Annotated in this window: 4 protein-coding genes and 1 pseudogene; 4 read left to right on the forward strand and 1 reads right to left on the reverse strand. The window is 58.7% G+C overall.

What is annotated here, in order from left to right; genetic code table 11:
* Nucleotides 1-610, reverse strand: a pseudogene (locus tag ACXJ7R_RS25910) (hypothetical protein); the annotation flags it as partial.
* A 532-nt stretch (nucleotides 611-1,142) separates the two neighbouring features.
* Between ACXJ7R_RS25910 and ACXJ7R_RS25915 the strand changes: the two are divergent.
* From ACXJ7R_RS25915 to ACXJ7R_RS25930, 4 genes are all read left to right on the forward strand, one after another.
* A complete protein-coding gene (locus ACXJ7R_RS25915) occupies nucleotides 1,143-1,364 on the forward strand; it encodes a Flp family type IVb pilin (protein ID WP_457154317.1) in 222 nt (73 codons plus the stop codon).
* A gap of 97 nt (nucleotides 1,365-1,461) precedes the next feature.
* Nucleotides 1,462-2,502, forward strand: coding sequence for a Flp pilus assembly protein CpaB (gene cpaB / locus ACXJ7R_RS25920; protein ID WP_457154318.1), 1,041 nt, complete (start codon nucleotides 1,462-1,464; stop codon nucleotides 2,500-2,502).
* A 55-nt stretch (nucleotides 2,503-2,557) separates the two neighbouring features.
* Nucleotides 2,558-4,003 carry a type II and III secretion system protein family protein gene (locus tag ACXJ7R_RS25925; protein WP_457154319.1) on the forward strand — a complete coding sequence of 482 codons (1,446 nt, stop codon included), beginning with the start codon at nucleotides 2,558-2,560 and terminating at the stop codon, nucleotides 4,001-4,003.
* Nucleotides 3,990-4,283: a hypothetical protein gene (locus tag ACXJ7R_RS25930; protein WP_457154320.1), complete on the forward strand. Its 294-nt coding sequence runs from the start codon at nucleotides 3,990-3,992 to the stop codon at nucleotides 4,281-4,283. The genes ACXJ7R_RS25925 and ACXJ7R_RS25930 overlap by 14 nt, the downstream gene beginning before the upstream one ends.
* Nucleotides 4,284-4,285: the final 2 nt, after the last annotated feature.

Consider the following 4,285-nt stretch of genomic DNA (forward strand, 5'->3'; position numbering starts at 1 on the left):
AGGCAAGGATGGCTGGCAACAGCAGAAACTGAACCTTCAGGCTGAAATAGGCGGACGAAAGTACCGACGCGATCCAAGGATGCTCATTCAGCCGCCCGACATATGCCACCCAATCGAAGCCCAGGGCAGCGTCGCCCGCGGCCAGATATACGTCCATCAAAGGACGGCTGGTTGCGGTTGCCAAATAGGACAACAACAAAAGTTCGATCGAGAAGAGAGTGATTACGCTCAATATCACGATCAGACTCTGGAGCCTGCTTGCGATATCGCTCAACATGTCGCGATAGCGAAAGGGAGTTTTGCGAAGTTGGTAGCGCATCGCACCAAGCGCGACCCACAGCAGGACCATAGGCATTGCTGAGATCGCAGTTCCAGACCAAAGAACCGGCTCTATGCTTACGGTCGAAAACGGGTACCAGATCAAAACTGCGGCCGCGAGCCCTGCGAGCAAGGCCAAAACAAACGCAGTGATCTGACAGCCCCGATAAATTGCCGCACTGCCCTGAGCCGATTTATACTCTGAACATCCCCTGGGTCTGGCGTGAGGCAAATCAGCAGTCACATCGCATCCATGATGCGACACCTGCATGACCACCTGCTCCCCACCCATTGCCGAACCGCCCACCACGATGCGTTAGCCCCCGCTAAATTCGTGGCACGGAAACTAACTGTTAACCACGCATGGCACAAGCGCCGCGCGAGGTCGCGACCAGCCATTACTTACGGCATAGTTAACAAGAAGTGCAAAAAAATCGTTTTTATTTGGCGACACGTCAAAACCCGGTGTCGACCTGCCACCTCACGAAACATGAACGATCGTAATGATCCACGTCGGATCGATACCCCCCTAGTAAGCCCTTATATATAAAGGATTATGCATATTACCTAATTTAGCGGTACCGAATTCGGAGGTATGGCCAAATTGTGAATGAATGGTTAAGGAGATTGAAAAATTAATCGAATCAAGCTCTTGCAAAAACTAACCTCCCCCCCAATCAGGTATTGGAAGGTTAAGGAACCGTTAATCTGTTTGACTCTGCTTTTTCGCGGGACAAGGATCGAGATGACGGGGGATGCTTGGGTATGGATTTCATCCTTGGCTCTGTCTCGTCGGGTTCAAACCTCCAAAGGGAGAAATTGGCATGAAGAAGCTCATGACGATGACCCGGCAGTTCCGCGACGACGAAAACGGCGCTGCCATGGTCGAATATTCCATCCTTGTCGGCATCATTGCCGCCGTTTCGCTGCTCGCAATCCTTGCTATCGGCGGTTGGGTTGGTGATCAGTTCACCGGTCTATGCAAAAACCTCAACGGCAAGGGCGTCCTTTCCACTGGCGTGGCTGGTGGTGATTGCACACCGTAACAATAAAATCCTGGGTCGGGATCGCTCGGTCCCGACCCAGGCTTTCTGCATCACGAAGAACTAGCATCGCCCTGGGCGGGCGATTTGGGGTGGGAAGATGCGTGCCAATACTCTGATCATGATTGTTCTCGCCGGCGTCTTCGGCGTGCTGGCGGTGGTACTTGCCAACATCTGGCTGGCCGGCCAGCGCAATGCGATGGCACAGTCGAATGGTATCCAGCGCGATACGGTCGTGGTGGCGGCAATGCCGCTGAAATTCGGCGACACACTCAGCGCCGACAAGCTGCGCGAAATTCCGTGGCCGGCAGGCGCATTACCGGCAGGCGCATTCAAGACGACCAAGGATGCCCTGGCCGGCGAAGGCGCAAGACAGGCGCTGCAAGCGATCAGCGCAAACGAACCCATTCTTGCCAGCAAGATCACGGGTCCCGGCCAGCGTGCCACGCTTTCGGCGGTACTCGGCGAAGGGATGAAGGCGGTTTCCATTCGCGTCAACGACGTGCTTGGCGTCGCCGGCTTCGTCTTCCCGGGCGACCGGGTCGATGTTTTGCTGACGCGCTCGGCGCGCGGAGACGATGGCGCGGACAGGAGTTTTGTCGACGTGCTGCTGCAGAGCATGAAGGTGCTCGCCGTCGACCAGGTGGCCGATGAGAGCAAGGACAATCCGACGGTGGTGAAGTCGGTGACGCTCGAGGCCAGCACCAAGGATGCGCAGAAGCTGACTCTTGCAGCGGGCGCCGGGCAGTTGTCGCTGGCGCTTCGCCAGGCCGCGGCCAGCCAGGGCGAGATGACCGAACGCATAACGCTTTCCGACCTGACCGGCGAAACGCCGTCCGACGTCGCCAAAAGGCAGGCCGAACTCGACGAGAAGGCTGCGGCGGAAGCGGCGGCCGCGGAGGAGCGCAAACGCGCCGACGATAAGATAGCCGGTTTGACCCAAGCCGTGGACCGGGTGGGAAGCAAGCTCGACGATCTGAGCAAGGTGAAGCCGGCTCCGGCTGTGGCTTCTGCGCCGCAGGTGAAAGAAGTTGTCAAGGAAGTGGTCAAATATGTGCAGCCGGAACCACCGGCGCGGGCGACAGTCGGTGTGTTTCGAGGTATAAAGCTCGAAACATATGATGTGCCACGACAACAATAACACCGGCATACTGGGATATCTGGAGTCCGAATCAGCCGGCGAGGGGGTAGCGTAAATGCGCGTGTTCTGGGGACCACTGGCGGCCTTCGTTCTTGCCAGTTTCTGTGCGTTGCTGTCGTTGAGCCTCGCGGCTCACGCTGCAGACCGCTTCATCGATGTGTCGAACCCCAGCGTCCACAAGATCTTCCTGCCGATGTCGCAATCGGTAACGATCCAGGTGAATGCCAATCTGGGTGACATCGTCGTCGGCGACGAGAAGATCGCCGATGCCCAGCCGATGACTGACCGCACCCTCTACGTCATCGGAAAGGGCGCCGGCACCACCACGGTCAATCTCTTCTCCACGGACAAGCGTTCGCTCGGCGTCATCCAGATCGAGGTCGGCGTCGACGTCAGCGACATGGCGCAGGCGATCCGCCAGGTGGCGCCAAAGTCGCGCATCGAAGTCGGTTCGGTCAACGGCAGGGTCAGACTTGCCGGCCATGTCAAGGACGGCGCCACGCTGGCGGCGATCATGGAGGTGGCGCAGCAATATGGCCCCGATGCCATCATCAACTCCGTCATCGTAGACGACAGCCAGCAGGTCAATCTGGAAGTGCGCGTGCTGGAAGCCAAGCGCAACGCCGGCCGCGATCTCGGCGTGTCGATCAGAACCACCAACAGCAGAGGCACGACTCAATCCGGAACTGGAATTGCTGCCGTCGACAAAGACGGTACGGTGCTTGGCTCGGGCGGTTTGCTCAGTGGCCTCCTGTCCGGCTCCAGTCCCTTCGGAGCCCTCCTCACGCGCGTCATTGACAACAACATCAAAGTCGACCTGTACATCGAGGCGCTGGRGGCCAAGGGCGTGGTGCGCACGCTCGCTAACCCTAACCTCACCACGCTTTCCGGCGAGCCGGCCAGCTTCAACGCCGGCGGCGAGGTCCCAATCCGCAGCATTGGCACGGATGGCCTAGTCCAGATCGATTTCAAGCAATTCGGCGTCAACCTTACGTTCACGCCGATCGTGCTCGACGACGGCAAGATCCATATGAAGCTGGCGCCGGAGGTCAGCGACCTGACCGGCTTCACCACTGCCGGCGACCCGATCTTCACCAACCGCAAGCTGGCGACCGTGGTCGAGTTGCGCGATGGCCAGAGCTTCGCAGTGGGCGGACTTCTGTCGAGCAAAACCACCAAGCTTCAGAACCAGGTGCCGTGGCTCGGCCAGGTGCCGGTTATCGGGACGCTGTTCCGCAATTCGAGCAACCAGAAGGAAGAAACCGAACTGGTGGTCATCGTCACGCCGCATGTCGTGCGACCGGTTAAACCCGGTGAGCAACTGGCGACACCGTTCGACAAGACGCGGCCCGCCAACGACCCGGAGTTCTTTATCCTCGGGCAGCTCGAGGTGAACAAAGACATGATCCGCAAATATGAAAYCGGCGACGGCGTCACCGGCCCCTATGGCCACATGCTCGACTTCAAATCGAAGGACAAGATGCTCTATGTCAAGAAATAGCGCCCTGATCCTCGTTCTGTGCGCCGGCGCGCTGTCGGGCTGCGCCGCGGACTATCTGAACAACTACGATTCGGTGACCTTGGCCGCCGGCGACACGCAGAAGTTCAATACGCTGCTGCAGACGGTCGACACGCTCAACCCGGCTTCAAAGAACACCAAGATCGAAGGTGACGGCACGCGCGCCGCCAATGTTGGCGAGAACTACAAACATCCACCACCGCCGCCGGCGCCGCCGCCTATCACGGTCAATGTCGGCAACTCGGGTGTGACAACGCAGTGAAC

This window comes from Mesorhizobium sp. P5_C1, assembly GCF_054049815.1.